The 3447-nt window shown below is 73.2% G+C and carries 4 protein-coding genes; all 4 read left to right on the plus strand.

The annotated features are described in order from the left end of the window. The first annotated feature begins 245 nt into the window (after positions 1–245). The 4 genes from E4O86_RS22560 to E4O86_RS22575 are packed head-to-tail and all read left to right on the plus strand — an operon-like array spanning position 246 to position 3329. Complete coding sequence (locus E4O86_RS22560; protein ID WP_161142788.1) at positions 246–452, plus strand: TOBE domain-containing protein; 207 nt, start codon at positions 246–248, stop codon at positions 450–452. Further along, complete coding sequence (locus tag E4O86_RS22565) at positions 449–1495, plus strand: ABC transporter substrate-binding protein (protein WP_161142789.1); 1047 nt, start codon at positions 449–451, stop codon at positions 1493–1495. The genes E4O86_RS22560 and E4O86_RS22565 overlap by 4 nt, the downstream gene beginning before the upstream one ends. Continuing rightward, a complete protein-coding gene (locus tag E4O86_RS22570; RefSeq protein WP_161142790.1) occupies positions 1492–2538 on the plus strand; it encodes a FecCD family ABC transporter permease in 1047 nt (348 codons plus the stop codon). The genes E4O86_RS22565 and E4O86_RS22570 overlap by 4 nt, the downstream gene beginning before the upstream one ends. Then, positions 2535–3329, plus strand: coding sequence for an ABC transporter ATP-binding protein (locus tag E4O86_RS22575; protein ID WP_161142791.1), 795 nt, complete (start codon positions 2535–2537; stop codon positions 3327–3329). Before E4O86_RS22570 ends, E4O86_RS22575 begins: the two co-directional genes overlap by 4 nt. The last annotated feature ends 118 nt before the right edge of the window (positions 3330–3447 follow it).

A 3447-nucleotide genomic window follows, 5' to 3' on the forward strand; every position in this document is an offset into this window, starting at 1 on the left:
TCGCGGCCACCGCCGACGGCGCGGCCGGATCTCCCGGGGCCGGACCGGCGGCGCGCGCGGCGTCGGCAGATCCGGTGCCGCAGCGCGGGCGCCGGAAGCGGGAGCCGGCCGGGCAGGGCACGCTCTTCTGATCCGGGCGTCCGGCGATCCGGGCGTGCCCGCCGGGTGTTCGCCGCTGGACAGAATTCGCTGCAATCCTATGCTTTCACCCCGATCGATCCCGGCTGCGGAACGGAGGGGAAACCATGAAGCTCAGCGCTCGGAACATCCTGCCCGGCAGGGTCATCGCGGTGACGAAGGGCGAGACCACGGCGCATGTGCGCATCGAGATCGCGCCCGGCCTCGTCGTCACGGCCTCGATCACCAACGAGGCCGTGGACGACCTTGCTCTCGCCGTCGGCGACCGGGCGAGCGCGGTCATCAAGGCCTCCGACGTCATGATCGGAAAATGACGGGGCGTCTCCTGCGTGTCCTCGGTGCGCCTCTGGCGGCCCTTCTCGTCGCCCTGACGCTCACGCGGGCGCCGGCCGCCGAGATCACCGACGCGGCCGGGCGGGCGGTGCGGGTGCCGGACGTCGTGGAGCGGGTCTTCGCGGCCGGGCCACCGGCCTCGATCGTCCTCTTCACGCTTGCGCCCGGGAAGCTCCTCGGCTGGACCCGCGCGCTCCCGCCCGCCGCGGCCGCCTACCTTCCCGAGCGCTTCCGGGATCTTCCGGTCCACGGGCGGCTCACCGGTCGCGGCAACGACATCAATCTCGAGACGGTGCTGAAGCTCCGGCCGGACCTCGTCGTCGACATCGGCTCGGTGGGAGCCACCTATGCCTCGCTCGCGGACAGGGTCGAGGCGCAGACCGGCGTTCCGGCCCTCCTTCTCGGGGGACGGCTGGAGGAACTGCCGGACACGTACCGGCTGCTCGGGCGAATTCTGCGGGTCGAGGCGCGCGGCGAGGCGCTCGCCGCCGCGATCGAGAGCATGCTCGGCGAGGCGGCGCGGCGGATCGCTTCGGTCCCGCCGGACGCGCGCCCGCGCGTCTATTACGCGCGCGGGCCCGAGGGCCTCGACACGGCGCTTGCGGGCTCGATCAATGTCGAGGCGCTCGATGTCGTCGGTGCACGCAACGTCGCGGGCGCGAGCGCCGGCGGAAACGGGCTCGCCAGCGTCTCGCTCGAGCAGGTGCTGGCCTGGAATCCGCAAGTCATCGTCACCGTCGACCCGGTCTTCGCGGCGAAGGTCGGCGACGATCCGCTCTGGTCCACGGTCGCGGCGGTGCGGAGCGGCCGCGTCTATCTCGCGCCGCAATATCCGTTTCCCTGGGTCGACTTCCCGCCCTCGGTGAACCGCGTCATCGGCGTGCGCTGGCTCGCCGCGATTCTCTATCCGGACCTCTTTCCCGAGCCGCTCGAGGATCTCACGCGGTCGTTCTACGCGCTCTTCTACCAGACGGAACTCGGCGACGAGGACCTCGCGCGGCTCCTCTACCGACGGCCGGGATGAGGCGCCTCCCCGGAGCCCCGCCCGCGGGCGCGGGGCCACGTTCTCCGATCGCGTTCCTGGCCGGGTTCGCCGCGCTCGCCGCCGCCGCGCTCCTTGCCTTCGGTCTCGGCGCGTATCCGGTCTCGTGGCACGAGATCCTGGCCTGGGCTGCGGCCGGCCTCACCGGAGCGCCTTCCGGCATCGATCGCTCGGCGGAGCTCGTGATCGGCCAGATCCGCGGTCCGCGCATCCTGATCGCCGTCGCGATCGGCGCGGCCCTTTCGGCGGCGGGCGCGGCCTATCAGGGCCTGTTCCGGAATCCGCTCGTCTCGCCCGACATACTCGGCGTCTCCGCGGGCGCGGCCTTCGGGGCGGTGCTCGGCATCTTCCTCTCCCTTCCGGTGCTCGCGGTCCAGGCCCTCGCCTTTGCCGGCGGGCTCGCCGCCGTCGGTACCGTCTATGCGGTTGCGAGCGCGCTCCGCAGCCGGGATCCGGTGCTGGTCCTGGTGCTCACCGGGATCGTGATCGGCGCGCTTCTCGGCGCGGGCATCGCGCTCGTGAAGGTCCTTGCGGATCCCTATAACCAGTTGCCGGCGATCACGTTCTGGCTGCTCGGAAGCCTCTCCGCCGCGAACCGTGCCGACATTCTCGCGCTCGCGCCCGCCGTTCTCCTCGGGCTCGTGCCGCTCGCGCTCCTGCGCTGGCGGATCAACGTGATGATGCTCGGCGAGGAGGAGGCGCGCGCGCTCGGCGTCGACACCCGCTCGCTCCGGTTGGCGGTCGTCGGCGCCGCCACGCTGATGACGGCCTCCGCCGTCGCGGTCGCCGGCATCGTCGGCTGGGTCGGCCTCGTCGTCCCCCACATGGCCCGCCTTCTCGTGGGCCCGTCCTTCGGGCTGCTGCTGCCCGCCTCGCTGCTCTTCGGCGGGGCCTTTCTTCTCGTCGTCGACACGCTCGCGCGCACGCTCGGACCGACCGAGATCCCGCTCGGCGTGCTGACCGCCCTTCTCGGCGCGCCGATCTTCATCTGGCTGCTGGCGACCAGCCGGCGGCAATGGCAATGACGCCGCCGCTCCTCGTCGTCGAGGACCTGGCCTTCGGCCATGGCCGGCGGCCGGTCGGATCCGGCCTCTCCTTCACCGTCGCCGGCGGCGAGGCGCTCGCCCTGCTCGGGCCGAACGGGAGCGGGAAGACGACCCTCTTCCGGACCGTGCTCGGCCTGCTGCCCGCCCTCGGCGGGACCGTCCGCCTCGCCGGCGAGGACATTGCCGGCTGGTCGCCGGAGCGGCGCGCTCGCGCCTTCGGCTACGTGCCGCAGGCCGCGCCCGGCTTCTTCCCCTTCTCGGTCCTGGAGACGGTGGTGATGGGCCGGACCGCCCGGCTCGGTCTCTTCGCCGCGCCGGCAGCGGACGACTGGGCGCTCGGCCGCCGCATCCTCGCCGAGCTCGGAATCGCCCATCTCGCGGAGCGGGACTGTACGCGCATCAGCGGCGGCGAGCGGCAGCTCGCCCTCGTGGCCCGTGCGCTGGCGCAGGAGCCGCGCGTACTGGTGCTCGACGAGCCGACGGCGAGCCTCGATTACGGCAACCAGCAGCTCGTGCTCGACGTCGTGGCGGAACTGCGCGGCCGCGGGCTGGCGATCCTGCTTTCCACCCATCACCCCGATCACGCCTTCGCCTGCGCGAGCCACGCCGCGCTCCTGAAGGACGGCCGGCTGACGGGCTTCGGCCCGGTCGATTCGGTGGTCACCGGGGGCTCGCTCTCCCGCCTCTACGGGATCGCGATCGAGGTCGTCGGGGTCGGGGGCAGGCGCGTCTGCATGCGCGGCGCGCCGGCAGGCCCGGCGGCCGCCTGAACGCATGCGGGGCCGCTGGTGCGGCCCCGCCTGTCGGTTTCCGGCGCCTGTCAGCCGGGGTTCTGGCCGCCCGGCCCGCCCATCGGAGGCTGCGGCGCGTCGCGGCCCTGCTGCGGGC

This window comes from Propylenella binzhouense (genome assembly GCF_009866965.1).
Taxonomy (GTDB): domain Bacteria; phylum Pseudomonadota; class Alphaproteobacteria; order Rhizobiales; family Afifellaceae; genus Propylenella; species Propylenella binzhouense.